At 34.4% G+C, this 13,941-nt stretch carries 12 protein-coding genes; 10 read left to right on the top strand and 2 right to left on the bottom strand.

Annotated features, from left to right (window positions below; translation table 11 throughout):
• The first annotated feature begins 48 nt into the window (after positions 1 to 48).
• The 6 genes from WC614_11760 (at position 49) to WC614_11785 (ending at position 6,995) form a co-directional block, all read left to right on the top strand.
• Positions 49 to 405 carry a carboxymuconolactone decarboxylase family protein gene (locus tag WC614_11760; protein MFA5033679.1) on the top strand — a complete coding sequence of 119 codons (357 nt, stop codon included), beginning with the start codon at positions 49 to 51 and terminating at the stop codon, positions 403 to 405.
• Positions 392 to 847: a GAF domain-containing protein gene (locus WC614_11765; protein ID MFA5033680.1), complete on the top strand. Its 456-nt coding sequence runs from the start codon at positions 392 to 394 to the stop codon at positions 845 to 847. Before WC614_11760 ends, WC614_11765 begins: the two co-directional genes overlap by 14 nt.
• A 189-nt stretch (positions 848 to 1,036) precedes the next feature.
• Positions 1,037 to 1,609 carry a hypothetical protein gene (locus tag WC614_11770; protein MFA5033681.1) on the top strand — a complete coding sequence of 191 codons (573 nt, stop codon included), beginning with the start codon at positions 1,037 to 1,039 and terminating at the stop codon, positions 1,607 to 1,609.
• A 115-nt stretch (positions 1,610 to 1,724) separates the two neighbouring features.
• Positions 1,725 to 3,800 (top strand): C1 family peptidase, encoded by a 2,076-nt coding sequence (locus WC614_11775; protein ID MFA5033682.1) that lies wholly within the window; start codon positions 1,725 to 1,727, stop codon positions 3,798 to 3,800.
• Complete coding sequence (locus tag WC614_11780; protein ID MFA5033683.1) at positions 3,797 to 4,318, top strand: Mov34/MPN/PAD-1 family protein; 522 nt, start codon at positions 3,797 to 3,799, stop codon at positions 4,316 to 4,318. Before WC614_11775 ends, WC614_11780 begins: the two co-directional genes overlap by 4 nt.
• Positions 4,319 to 4,322: 4 nt before the next feature.
• A complete protein-coding gene (locus tag WC614_11785) occupies positions 4,323 to 6,995 on the top strand; it encodes a hypothetical protein (protein ID MFA5033684.1) in 2,673 nt (890 codons plus the stop codon).
• 86 nt (positions 6,996 to 7,081) lie between these two features.
• Here WC614_11785 and WC614_11790 read toward each other — a convergent pair whose 3' ends face one another.
• Positions 7,082 to 7,312: a zinc ribbon domain-containing protein gene (locus WC614_11790; protein ID MFA5033685.1), complete on the bottom strand. Its 231-nt coding sequence runs from the start codon at positions 7,310 to 7,312 to the stop codon at positions 7,082 to 7,084.
• Between the two features lie 4 nt (positions 7,313 to 7,316).
• Positions 7,317 to 7,808: a rhodanese-like domain-containing protein gene (locus WC614_11795; GenBank protein ID MFA5033686.1), complete on the bottom strand. Its 492-nt coding sequence runs from the start codon at positions 7,806 to 7,808 to the stop codon at positions 7,317 to 7,319.
• A gap of 134 nt (positions 7,809 to 7,942) precedes the next feature.
• On the opposite strand from WC614_11795, the gene mnmE reads away from it, so the two are divergent.
• The 4 genes from mnmE (at position 7,943) to WC614_11815 (ending at position 13,919) form a co-directional block, all read left to right on the top strand.
• Positions 7,943 to 9,274 carry a tRNA uridine-5-carboxymethylaminomethyl(34) synthesis GTPase MnmE gene (gene mnmE, locus WC614_11800; protein MFA5033687.1) on the top strand — a complete coding sequence of 444 codons (1,332 nt, stop codon included), beginning with the start codon at positions 7,943 to 7,945 and terminating at the stop codon, positions 9,272 to 9,274.
• Between the two features lie 81 nt (positions 9,275 to 9,355).
• Positions 9,356 to 10,561, top strand: a complete 1,206-nt coding sequence (locus WC614_11805; GenBank protein ID MFA5033688.1) for a DnaA/Hda family protein — start codon at positions 9,356 to 9,358, stop codon at positions 10,559 to 10,561.
• Entirely contained in the window at positions 10,558 to 12,243 is a 1,686-nt protein-coding gene (gene pilM / locus WC614_11810; GenBank protein ID MFA5033689.1) for a type IV pilus assembly protein PilM, read from the top strand. Before WC614_11805 ends, pilM begins: the two co-directional genes overlap by 4 nt.
• A complete protein-coding gene (locus tag WC614_11815; GenBank protein ID MFA5033690.1) occupies positions 12,240 to 13,919 on the top strand; it encodes an invasin domain 3-containing protein in 1,680 nt (559 codons plus the stop codon). The genes pilM and WC614_11815 overlap by 4 nt, the downstream gene beginning before the upstream one ends.
• The last annotated feature ends 22 nt before the right edge of the window (positions 13,920 to 13,941 follow it).

Here is a 13,941-nt window from a genome sequence, read left to right on the forward strand (position 1 = left end):
ACCAAAAATTTAGATATCTGTTTTAGAATATATAAAAAGATAAGGTTAATGGCTGGTAAATCAATTAACGCTTTCAACAAAGAACGCAAAGAACTTAATACCACTGTAATGGAATACAGCGGGTTAAGTATGAAAAGATTTTTTAGCCTTGATTCTCAGGTATATCGTAAAGGTAAACTTTCCGAGAAAACTAAAGAACTTATTGGACTTGTATCTTCACTTGTATTGAGATGCGATGATTGTATTAAATATCATACAATTCAATGCTACGAAAAAGGTATCACCGATAATGAACTTGAAGAAGCCATTTCTATAGGACTAATAGTCGGCGGCTCAATCACTATCCCCCACATAAGAAAAATATTCAAACTCTGGAAAGAATTAAAAAGAAATGCAAAACTTTAGTCACCTTATTGATAAAATAACAGTAATTGTTGACAACAATTTAGAAAGAGACGGAAAACTCAAAGATATTTGTAAATTACTTAAAGATAATATTCCTCATTATAATTGGGTCGGATTTTATATTGCGGAAAACTCAAAACCGGAACTCATTCTTGGCCCTTATATAGGAACCCCAACCGAACATACAAAAATACCATTTGGAAAAGGTATATGCGGACAAGCAGCAGAAAGAAAAGAAACTTTTGTCGTTCAGGATGTCTCGAAAGAAACTAATTATCTCTCCTGTAACATAAACGTAAAGTCCGAAATAGTAGTTCCTATTTTCAAAGATAATAAAATAGTAGGCGAACTCGATATTGACTCACACGCCACTTCCCCCTTTACAAAGGAAGATAAAGATTTTCTAGAAAATATATGCAAAATAATCTCTAAAGTCTTTTAATCTCCCCCTTAATCCCTATAAAAATTTGACACAATGTTTGTATCACTTTTGATACAGAAGAACTAAAAAAACCTCTTTAGTTATATTTGTTTTCTCCTCAATTCCATTTATTCTCAGCCATTAACAGACACCCCTCAATTATTGACACAATGTTTGCTATATACCCTCTTTGAAAGGAGAAAATATAAAATGAAAAAGATTATAATGATTGTCGCAATAAACTTCTTTCTAACAAATCTCCTTTTGGGAGATAATCCTACATTAACAAATATACCGCTAAAACAGGAAGATTTGATTAAAATTGCAACAAATTCCACCGATAAGGAAGTCCACACATCTTCAAAAGAGCCTTTAACTGCAGGATTACTTTCTTTGAACTGCCCGGGACTCGGACAAATTTATTGCAGACAATATAAAAGAGGTATCCTTTATCTTTCTTCGGAAATAGGATGCCTTATGTTAGCAGTTTCACTGTCCGGGATAGAATTACAAAAATATAGCTGGATAATAAATAGTGAATTCAGTAGTAAAAAACTACAATTTATTCAAGATAAAGCATCAAACACATCCGTTATAAAAACAACAGGAACAATAGCTTTATTTGCAACCGCAATAGGCTTGCATATCTGGAATATGGCAGATGCGTATTCTATTGCGCAGGAAAACAATAAAAAACTATCCTGGATAAAGGATGTAGACATACAAATAGGTTTTAAAAATGATAACCCGTTTTTAAAATTTACCGCTCTTAAAAAATTCTAATTAAAACTATTTCCAACTCAAACATCCATACCATAAAAACATTTGACATTGAATTATTTGTAAAGTATGGTTACTATAATAAATAATCCATTAAAAAGGAATAAAGGAGGAACCTATGAACATTAAATTAAAATTTATGATTAATTCCTTTCTGCTTTTATCCTCAATCACTGCATTTTCTACGCCATTTTCCTTGGTCAAAGAACAATCCGGCTTAACTTTATACTTTCCACAACCCCTGCTGAAAGAACCAATTGGTTGTATCTACCTGAATAATGAATTTTTAACTGCTTTATCAGAAAAGAATATCTCTGATGGAAATATTCCCCTAAATCCTTCACTATCCGACAAAATAATCCAATCCGATAAATTTACGATTTCCATACTAATACAAGGCGCGTTCAATAAAAATATTATAGAAATAACGAACTCTGCCGTTTTTTCTTATAAAAACTCTAAAACGCAATACATAAGCGAAACAACTACCGATAATGAACTGAAACTTTTGGCATTTAAAAGATTTGATGAACTTAGAAACATTCGTAAAGCCATAATAGATAACAACGCTCACTGGACCGCAGGTTTAAACAAAATATTTATGCTCCCTGATGAAAAACGCAATAACCTATTTCAGGGAATGCACCAACCAACCGATTCTACAACCCAAAAATCTTTCGTCTCCCCTCTTGCGTTACCCGATTCCTTCGATTGGCACACTAAAGACGGGAAAGATTGGATGTCTCCTGTGAAAGACCAGGGGAGTGTTTGTGGAAGCTGCTGGGCTTTTGGAGCTGTCGGGGTAGCAGAAGCGGCTACAAATATAGGGGAAAACAATCCGGATATCGACCTTGACCTTGCGGAACAAACTCTTGTTACCGACTGTTGCACTAGCTGTGGAGATTGCGCCGGTGGTAATGATGAGACTTCTCTTCTTTTTATAAAATCCACCGGGATTCCTCTTGAATCCTGTGACCCATACACTGCCTGTAACGGTGTCTGCGACAGATGCACGGATTGGTTATCCCAAACAAGAAAAATTACAACATATGCTAAAGGACAGGCTGGAAGCGGAGCAAGTAATATAAACATATCTAAACTTCAAACTGCCCTCTCATCTGGTCCAATAAGTTCTTATATGAACATCTATGAAGATTTTCTTTCTTACGCATCAGGCGTTTATAAACACTTAACAGGTCTGGTTTTAGGAGCACACATTGTCGTCCTGACCGGATGGAACAACAAAGATTCCTGCTTTAATGTAAAAAACTCATGGAGCCCTACATGGGGTGAAAATGGGTATTTTAGAATAAAATACGGACAGTGCAGTCTTGGATATTTTTATTGCCAGGCTACTTATACCGCATTATCAGTAAATGCCGGAAAAGATACTTCAATATTGTCGGGAGATTCTATCACTCTTAGCCCAACAATTACAGGCGGCGCTCCCAATTACTCAAAAACGGCTCCTAATAATTATACATATAACTGGACGCCCTCGCTAGGTCTATCCAATCCAACAATAAAAACTCCAAAAGCATCCCCCGCAGTGATTACTAATTACATATTAACGGTAACCGACCTTAATGTATCAAAATCCGACACTGTTAAAATAACCGTATCCCCGGAAATGCCCACTTTAATAGCCCCGGATTCAGGGCATACAACAAATGACTCTACTCCGTCTTTTGTATGGCATAAATCAACGGGAGCAACAAAATACAGGATTAAAATAGATTCTGACAGCACAGAAATTTCTGATACAGCCTTTACTTCCACTGCTCTATCAAAAACTACTCATCTTTGGCGGGTAAAAGCAGGTAATAATACGGGAAGATGGTCACCCTACTCGACAATATGGCAAATTATTATAAATTCTGTAGAGATTCAGGACACTTCTATTGCTACACCAAAAACGTTTTTCATTTCCAATAATTACCCAAACCCTTTTACAAATTCAACGACAATAGAATACGGGCTACCTATTAATGCTAATGTAACTATCAATATCTACAACTCATCCGGCCAAAAAATAATAACCCTCCTGAATAAATCACAGAATGCAGGTTATTATACTCTTGTATGGGATGGAAAAGATAATTCAGGTAAAAAAGCAGCTGCAGGGATTTATTTCTATATATTAAAAACTATGGAATTTACATCTACAAAAAAAATAATGTACCTAATAAAATGAGTATCGTATACAATGAAATCATTCTCAGCGAATCGGCTTTTTTCCATATGGTCACTTCCGCTATGGAAGTATATAGAAAAGAAGTAATCGGAATATTGATAAGCACAAGTAGCGCGGAAGGAAATACTTGCCACGTAAAATATGCAATCCCCCAGCAAGAAGCCGTCCGTAAGTTTACATGGGCAATAATTACAAATACCGAACAGAAATTAAAAGATACTATAGAAAATATGAATGCTGCTCTTTCAACAAAAAATAAAATAGTAGGCTACTTCCATTCCCATACTGATTTTGCAGATGTAAGAGCAATTCCGGAACCAAGTAAATTAGACTTAAAATCCTTTTCTGAACCTAATATACATATAATTATTGCAATAAATCACGCCTCTAAAACCTATCAATGGTTAGAAAATACGGACGGAACACTCTCCGGCACAGTAGGAAAATACCACATAAAATTACAGGGATATCTGTTTTCTAATAAAAAATCAAAACACTTACCCATAAAATTATCTTGATTCAATGTATTTCTTAAAAAAACTCCAACTCTCCCTGTTTGGCATTTTTATCACCGCCACGGCGGGATGTTTCATTTTTACTTCTCCCCTGTTTGGCAGGACTAATTGGGAAACCATTAAAACCGGAAATTTCACAATCATATATAAAAATGGTTATAAAGACTACGCTTTCGAGATTCTAAAGACTCTTGAATTTTATCGTCCTAAAATACAACGTCTCACCGGGAATTATGGAACTAACACCCCAATAGTAATCGAAGATGTCGGGACATTAACAAACGGGATAACAAATCCCGTATTTATTAATATTCATTTATTTACTTATCCCCCATCCATCAGCTCTCTTGGATATACGGAAAACTGGTGGGCTGATGTCGGAGTTCACGAATACACTCATATGCTTCACCTTACTAACACCTCAGGAATTCCGAATTTCTTAACTTCTTTTTATGGAACTTTTTTGGCGCCAAATATTTTCTCCCCGGAATGGATAGATGAAGGAATTGCCGTATACAGCGAATCCCAATTTTCCGAACACAACGGACGCCTTAACGATGGTTTTTTTGATGCTTACATCGGGGCAACTATAAAAGATAATAACTTTCCCTCCATAATCAAAGCAACATACTCCCCCTCGGAATTTCCGGGCGGCGAAGCCCCTTACCTTTATGGAAGCGAATTTTTTAATTACTTATCAAAAACCTATGGAGAAGATAAATTTGCTAAATTCTTTAATTCCTACGGGTCTTCTTTGCTCTCTTATGCTTCCCCCATCTTACCGTCATTAGGGTTAGACTTGACATCTAAAAGAATATACGGGAAATCACTAACAACTTTATGGAATAATTGGTACGAGTATGAAAAAGAAAAGTCAAAAAACTTCTCAATGGAAGGGGAAAAACTAACCAACTTCGGGTGGTATATTAATTACCCTGTAATATATAATAATAAACTCTTTTATCAAAAAAAATATGCCACAAAAACTGCACCCTTTAACGAACACTGGTCAAATAAAATTATAGAAATAGATTTAAACACCGGCAAAGAAAAAACGATTATTTCCTCGGTTCCCCCCTTCTCAATGCCAATAAGAATTCATAACGGAAATTTGTTTTATGCGCTTAATGAAATCAAAAAAGGATACGCTAACTCAAGCTATTCAACTTATGGACTTTATTCCATCATTTATAAAAAAAATATTTCTACGGGAAAAACTACAACCATTATCGGCGATGAAATAAGAGCTTTTGATGTTCTTCCAGATAATAATATTCTATATTCCAAAGATATAAAAGGAAAATTCGGTTCAGAAATATACCTTTATAACACACGTACCAAAACCAAAAAACTACTTTTCAATACGGAATTTTTAGTTGATGAAATACTTGCGCCAAATAGACAAACCACCGACAGTAGTCGGATATTTGTATCCGCCCGTAAAGACTGGCAGAACTTTAATGTTTATAACCTGAACATAGAAACTCGGGAATTTACTCCTTTAATTCATACTCCTTATTGTCAGGGCTCGCTTTCCGCTTATGATAATAAACTCTTTTTTACCTCGAATTATGAAAAAATATATTCTATCTATTGTTATGACTTGTCTAATAAAAAAACATACAGGCTTACTCAAAATGGATTCGCTTCTTCTTCCGCATATAACGAAAAAGATAGTTCTCTTTTCTTTGTTGGGTTAAATTCTTATGGAAATGATATTTACCGCAAAAAAGTAGAACTTAAAGAATTTGCAATGTCGGACTCACAATTTACTACCCCACCCGTATTTACCTTGAATGATAATGAAATCTATAGAGGCAACTACTTCGACAATCTGAAAACTTTGTTTCCTAAAATACACATACCTCTGGTCTTTTCAGATACACAGACAACCGAATTAGGAATGATGTTATACGGAAATGATGCGGTTGGAGACTTTTCCTATTTTACAAACATATTTTATGACCTCGGGAAAGAAAAAACTACTTGCTATTTTAATTTTACAAATAATTTCTTTGCTCCGCTCGTTTCTTACATTAATTTTGATAATTTTAACGCCGCCAAATTGCAACTCGGAACGGAATACCCATTCGTTAATAAACTTTCTTCCAAATTATTATTCGGCTTAGCAGGTAATTTATACAACGATTTTTCCCGCAAAGAAATTGAGCCGTATATGACAACAACTTTAGAAACACCTAACATCCATCAACAACTACTAATTGATATTCCCATAGAAAGTAAAAAAATAAATTCTGAAATTAATAGGACGGGAATCTATGCAGGCTGGAAGTTAATACATTATTTATCAAATAACCAATATTCAGTTAATATTAAAGGTATTTATGACCCTGATAATCCTGCCACTGTATTACCAAAAATATATGGGTTTCAAGAACCGATACCTGCAAGAACAGGAGTAATACTAAAATTTGAATACTCGCAACCAATTTTTAAAATAAGAAAAGGCTTATGGAATCCTAATATTTTCTTTGAAGATATGTGGGGAGTAATATTCTTAAATCAAGCAATCGCTCCAAGAGAAGCCACGCAATTTTCTAAAGGACTGGAACTTCATCTTGAAACTAAAATATTCTTTACACTGCCCGTTGATATAGGAATCAGGGCATCATTTCTACAAGGAACAATTTACTTAGAACCGTTTATACGAAGCCCTTGAGTCCGTCTGGGGCGGACGATTAGTAAAAAAAATGTAGGCACAATTTCAAATTGTGCTCTCCGGTATGTTAGTAGTTTACGGTGTTTTTAGTGGGAACTGCAACTGCTACAATTTGAACTTCCACAACTACTGCAGGATGAAGCCTTTGAACTTCCGGAAGAAATATCTTTAACGCCGCACAAATAGAACCCGCCTAATATTTGCTCAAGCGCTTTCCCTTTACACTTTGGACAAACAGTCTTATCCTTATCGCTTATACTCGTAAAAACTTCAAATTTTTTATTACACTTCTTGCACCTAAATTCATAAGTCGGCATATTATTACTCTGTTATAGGACCAACTATTGTTCCCTTTTCTCTTTTCCATGCATCAAATCCACCCCATAAATTCAGCATGCTTCTATATCCTGCTTGGACAAGTTCATCTGCAGCTTTTCCACTCTCTTCAGTAGTTTTGGAATAAACCACTACTTTTTTACATTTACACCCAATATTTCCTGCTTTATTTTTTAAATCAATAAAGGGTATACTTATTGCCTTAACAATATGACCTTTATTATAATCTTCTGTCGGGCGAACATCTACAAGTACAAAACTTTCATTTTTATCAATCATTTCTTTTAATTGCTCTACGAGAATATCTTGATACTTCTGTCCTTCTATAATTTCCAGTTTTGCTTTGCCTGATACATTCGTAGATGGTGCAACAGAAGTTGAATCTGCACTTTTAGATTCTTTTAAAGATACAGAACGCGAAGCACAACCACAAAATAATAATCCGCCTACTATCAAAATAAAATAGAAGTTTTTCATAATAGTGCTCTTATATATCTAAACAAAATTTTGTCAAGAATAAGAATTTTTGGAGTTTATTCATCGCCCTAATTCCAAAATTTCAAACAGAATTATTGACAATAAGCTGATTTTTATTAAATATTAGGACTTATATGGATACAATTGCTGCAATATCTACTCCCTCAGGAGAAGGTGGAATTGGAATTATAAGAGTTTCCGGGACAAAAGCATTAAAAATTGCAGATAAAATCTTTAAAGGCAAGATTAAACCAAGTCTTGTTAAAACACATACTATTCATTATGGCAAAATAGTAGATGTTTCCGGCAAAAAAATAGATGAATGCTTACTGATGATAATGCTTAAACCAAACACATACACAACAGAAGATACGATTGAAATAAATGTCCACAGTGGAGTTGTTTCCTTAAGAAAAATACTCGAGACTGCACTCAAAAATGGCGCCAGATTAGCAGAACCCGGAGAATTCACAAAACGTGCTTTTATGGCAGGTAAAATAGACCTTATTCAGGCAGAAGCAGTCTTAGATATAATACAAGCAAAATCAGAAAAGGCATTAACAATGGCTATAAACCAACTTGAAGGGAAACTTTCCAACCATATTAAAAAATTAAAAGATACACTATTGAAAATAATAACTAACCTTGAAACAGATATAGAGTTCTCAGAAGAAGAAATAAAAATTCAAAATATTGCTCCTATGTTAAAAGAAGTCCATCAATCAATTAATAACCTTTTAATTTCAAGCAGACAAGGAAAATTCTTAAAAGAAGGCATAACTTTTACAATCATAGGAAAAGCAAATGTCGGAAAATCAAGCATATTTAACTCCTTATTAGGAAAAGAACAGGCAATCGTTACAAAATACCCCGGAACAACTAGAGATACAATAGAAGCATGGTTAGATGTTAAAGGATTACCCTTAAAACTTATTGATACCGCAGGTTTGATGACAACTAACAATCCTATGGATATAGCAGGTCAGCAAAGAACCCAAAAAGCAATAAGCGAATCTGATGGAGTTTTATTTGTTTTTGATGTAACAAAAGGAGTGACAAAAGAAGATATTAACCTTTTGAAACATATTAAAAACAAAAAAGTAATCGGTATCTTTAATAAATGCGATTTACCTCATCAAAAAATTGTAGCAAAAAATTTCGATTTTCCTGTTTTATCGGTTTCTGCTTTAAACGGGACCAATATAGATTTAATCTTAAAATCTATATCTAAATTAGTAATTTTAGACAATATTCCACCACTGGTATCAAAAATGAGACACATTGAAACACTGGAAAAAGCAAATTTATCTATTAAAAAAGCTATATCGGGAATGAGAAAATTAACTCCAGAATGTTTAGCTTATGAGATAAAAGAAGCATCAACCTGTTTATCTGAACTTACAGGTGAAATAACTAATGAAATTATTTTGAATCAAATTTTTTCAGAATTTTGTATCGGTAAATAAGAAAACATTTGACAAAAAAATATAGTTAAAATAGTCTTGTATGAATAAAGTTCGTTAAGTTTGTTTTTATAAATAAATCTTATGCAAGAGTCGGTTGTAGATATAATGCTTGAACTTGGGCTTTTAAGTCAGGAACAATTAAACAATGCAATTAATCATCAATGGGAAAATGGCGGGGAATTAGAAGAAAACCTTATAAAGTCAGGTTATTTTAATGAAAATATTTTGTTTACAATTCTTACGCGTAAATTTGAATATTACCCATTTGATTTATCTAGCTTTACCCCTGAACAAGAATTGTTGAAAATTATACCGTCCTGGATTGTAAAACATTTTTTAGTCATTCCTATTGTAAGTTCCGGCACAAGTTTAGCTGTAACAATGATGAATCCTCTTGACAGAGAAGCAATGGACAATCTAAAGAAAGCTACTTATCTCGACATTTTACCTTTTGTTGCACCTAAAAGTGAAATAGAACAATTTATCTTTAAATATTATGGCGTTGATATGCCTGAAAAAGAAATGGAAGAAGTAGTAGAAGAAAGTTCCGTTGATTTTACCCCGCTCAGAAAATATAATTTCGATAATTTTATAACAGGAAAATGTAACGATTTTGCATATTCTATGTCCCTTTCTGTAGCCCGTAGTTACTCCGAAGAATGCAATCCCTTATTTATATTTTCAGATTGCGGAATGGGAAAAACTCATTTGCTGGTAGCTATCTGGAATTATATAATTGAAAGACAAAGCCAGAGAAAAGCGCTTTATTACTCATCGGACAGATTTGCCACAGAACTTAAACAAGCAGTGGAAACAAGACAATTAGAAAATTTCAGAACAAGATTTAGCAAAATAGACGTTCTGCTTATCGATGATATAGGGCTTATTGCGGGAGATGAAGTCACGCAACAGCATTTTTTTAATATCTTTAACGATTTATTTTTAAGTTCCAAACAAATCGTTGTAACTTCTGACCGTCCACCAAAAGAATTACCAACTCTTTCCGCAAGACTCAAGTCAAGATTTGAAGGTGGTCTTATTGCAAGAATAGACCCCCCGGATCTTGAAACACGAATAAGTATCTTAAAATTCAAAGCAAGGGCTGCGAAAATCTCCGATTCTATCGTTACGGCAATAGCAGAAAAAGTAATGAGTAATGTGCGGGAACTCGAGGGTATTTTTAAAGAAATAGTAGCCTACTCAAAATATAAGAATGAAACGCCTTCAGATAAAATAGTAGAAGAAATATTGCTCAGGAGGGCAATGCTTAAACCTTATATACAATGAAAAATAATAAGATATTCCAATACCTAAAAAAATCTCTAACGGGAGAGCCTTACGCAATTGGTCTTGATATAGGGACCCGTTATATAAAAGTTGCTCAAATAAAGAAAAAATCGGGCAAATATATTCTTGAGAAATATGGAGTCATAAAATTACTTCCTGAAATAATCGTTGACCGCGAAATTATGGATAGAGAAGTACTAGTAGAAAGCTTCAAAAACCTAATAAAAGAAACCGGTCTGGATAAGAAAAATATCTCCATAATTGTATCTGGTAAAAACGTAATTATTAAAAAGGTAAGTATTAAATCTCCCAAACCTCGCGAACTCAATGACACTATTCAAAAATTGGCAATAGAAAATATTCCTTTTAACTTAAAAGAAGTCGTTATGGACTCCAAAAGGTTACAGGATAAACAAGGACAGTTCGAATTATTATTAACTGCCGTAAAAAATGAAAGCGTCTACCCATGGATAGATGTATTAAAAGAATCAGGACTTAACCCGGTAAATATTGATATCGCACCTATAGTTTTACACGCTATTTATAAGGCAAATGACTATGTGAAAAAGGAAGGTACTTATTTAATTATAAATGTAGGTTTTGAACATACATTAATCACAATCGTTAAAGATAATTTTTATCTTATGGATGATGAAATTCCCCTTGGAGTTCGATCTTTTGTCGAAGAGCTTCAAAGAGTATGTGGAATTAGAGCCGAAGAAGCCAGTAGAGTTATAAGGGGCGAAAAAATAGAAAATGTAAATGAAGAGCTTGCATCCAACACAATAAATAGCACAGCAAAAAGACTATTAAATAGAATAGAAAGAGTATTGCCGGAAATTTCCGAGTGGAATGGCATAATCATTGGGGGTGGAGGCACTACAATAAAGGAAATCAAGGAAGTATTTACTGAACATTTTAAAATAGAATGCGCAATTGGTAATCCATTAAAAACAATAGAATGCGCAATAACTCCCCCTGAAGTACCAACCGCTTTTGATATAGCTATTGGTCTTGCTATCTCAAGATTGGAAAAAGTAAATATTAACCTATTACCGCTGGAAGAAAGAGCAGTTGAGAAAAACAAATTAAGAGACTTTTTAAGAACAGGATTTTTAATTTATATTCCGCTTATTGCTGTTTTAATTCTTGGGCTTATAGGTCTTGGGCTGTCAAGGAAAGAAGCTCGTATAAAAAAAGAAATTGCCACTAAGGAAACAGAATTAAAAGAATTAGCTCCTAAAGTAGCAGAAGTACAAGCGCTAATACAAAAAGAAAAAGCAATAGCAGATAAGATTAATATTATAAAAAAATTGAGTAATCCAAAGTATGCAAGGATTAAATTTTTTGATGAAATCAATCGCTTGTTGCCCGAATATACGTGGCTCACCGCAATAGCTGAGGATAATGTAGATTCTCTGGGGTATATTGGTTTCTTAGTACACGGTGTAACTACCTCTAATTTTGCAGTTTCTAATTTTATGCAGAAATTGGAAAGCTCTCAATATTTTACTGATGTAAAACTTTCCTATACCCAAAGAAACGAAATTGCAGGAACTGAAACTACAGAATTTGAAATAAAAGTAAAATTTGTAGAAGATAAAACAAAATACCCACCTAAAGAAGATTCTACTAAAGGGAAAAATGAAAAAAAGAAAACCGATATTAAGGAGGACAAATGATTAAAAGTAAAAATTTAGTAATCGTTGGTTTAGTATGTTTTCTGGTTTCTATTTTTCTGGTATTTGGATGCAAGAAAAAATCTCTCGTTTCACTAACAAAAGATGTCTTTATAACTATTACTTCTGAAAAAGATAGCTTACTGGCAGATGGAACCAGCACAAGCACAATAACAGCGCTGATAAGACTGGAAGACGATAGCACTTGCGTTAACGGAACGGTAGTAAGTTTTAAAACATCGCTTGGGTCAATAACGGCATCCGATACAACAGATTCAGATGGCGTTGCAACAACTACTCTCACAAGTTTAGCAACCACAGGTTTAGCAAGAATAACCGTTACCGCAGAAGGGACATCAAAAGTAGCTCAACTCAAATTTTATTCTACAAGTGGGAATACCACCATCTATATAAGTTCCATAACTGCAAGTCCTCAAACAATCTCTGTCGGAGGCGAAAATAATTCTACAATAACCGCCTTCCTAAAATACACAAACAATATCTCGGCTATAAATATCCCTGTATTTTTCACGACTACTATGGGAACTATATCCCCGTTCTCCGATACCACAGATTCTTCAGGCAAAGTAACAACAAATTTAGTCAGCGGCGATAGCACAGGAATAGCTACTGTAAAGGTTACATATGGTTCCATAACTGACAGTACAAATGTATTATTTACGACGACACTAGGAGACACGACCCCGGCAGGTATAGTTTTATATGCACTAGATAATCTTTACCTTGGAGTTCAGGGGACCGGACAGAATGAAACGTCAATGTTAACTTTCCAGGTTAGAGATAAGGAAGGCAAACCCATTAGTGGGACAAAAAACGTAACATTTGAGATTACAGGTGGACCAAATGGAGGAGAGTATATATATCCAACCTCGGGAGTTACTTCAATGGATTTAGCTTTAGTTAGCACATACTTAAATAGCGGCACAAAACCCGGAACGATAAGAATAGACGCCCTTGTCCAGGGAACTTCACTTACAGCATCCATTGGTCAAATTGTCATTCGTAGCGGACCGCCCGATTCTTCCCATTTTTCAATAGCTGTGAAAACCGTTAATACTTATGCTTTATACATAGCAGGCGTAACAAACACAATAACGGCTTATGTGGGAGATAAGTATACCAATAATGTCGAAAATAACACGGGAGTCTGGTTTACTGCACAATGTGGTTTAGTTCAAACAGGTATGGGAAGCACAGTAACAGGTCTTACAAGTAATACACTTTTGACTTGTGCCCCATGGCCAAATACTACAAATGGATTCTTCTATGTGTTTGGAGAGACAAAAGATGGAAATGGTAATACATTAAGAGATTCAACAAGATTGTTATGGAGTGGCCCCACTAAATTAACGCTTACACCACTAACTTTCAACATATCAAATGGCGGGAGCCAAGCTTTTGCAATTAGCGTAAATGATTTCAATGGTAATCCTTTAACAAAAGGCACAAACATTTCTGTTTCTGCTAATGCAGGTGAGTTACGAGGGCAAACAAATATTACTCTTGATGACACTCAAGACCCATACTGGACAAGCTTTTCCTTTACGCTTATGGATGATAAGCCCGATACGGTAGAAGCACGAAACTGTAAATTATCCGTAACCGTAACAAGTCCAAATGGTAACGAATTAAAAAATGCTTATGGAGTTATTTATTAAAAAAATATAAAATAAGGAGGAA

This window comes from bacterium, assembly GCA_041649255.1.
Taxonomy (GTDB): Bacteria; Hydrothermota; UBA3073; order JACQXS01; family JAQTXJ01; genus JAQTXJ01.